This is a genomic window from Paenibacillus sp. An7 (assembly GCF_009870785.1).
In the GTDB taxonomy this organism is placed as follows: Bacteria; Bacillota; Bacilli; order Paenibacillales; family Paenibacillaceae; genus Paenibacillus.
This window is the reverse complement of sequence record NZ_WTWX01000095.1, coordinates 1-340: the sequence shown is the minus strand read 5'-3', so window position 1 is coordinate 340 and position 340 is coordinate 1. Positions and strand designations below refer to the sequence as shown.

Sequence of the window (340 nt, the reverse complement as noted above, 5' to 3'; positions counted from 1 at the left end):
AGCTATACCAGCTAATAGCTTGTCAAGATTACCAGTAAAATGAACTTAAATCATGTGGTATAGTAAAAATAAGCATGCCAAATAACCCTCCAAGCTCTTTGTTTTGGAAGGTTATACCAAAATAAAAAAGTTAGGCAACGCGGAAAGATTTTTTACTTTTCAGGATGAAATAGAGCCAATGAACTAGCTTATTTGCACAAGCGATTAATGCTACTTTATGTGGCTTTCCTTCGGCTCTTTTGCGATCATAAAAATCTTTAAGTCGCACATTACGAGAACGAATGAGTCCACACTGGACGGCCATAACTAGTGCATAACGAAGTTGCCGGGAACCACGTTT

General features: G+C 37.9%; 1 pseudogene. It reads right to left on the bottom strand.

Annotation, left to right across the window (positions count from 1 at the left end):
- Positions 1-130 precede the first annotated feature (130 nt).
- Positions 131-340 (bottom strand): annotated as a pseudogene (locus GQY27_RS21290) (IS110 family transposase); the annotation flags it as partial.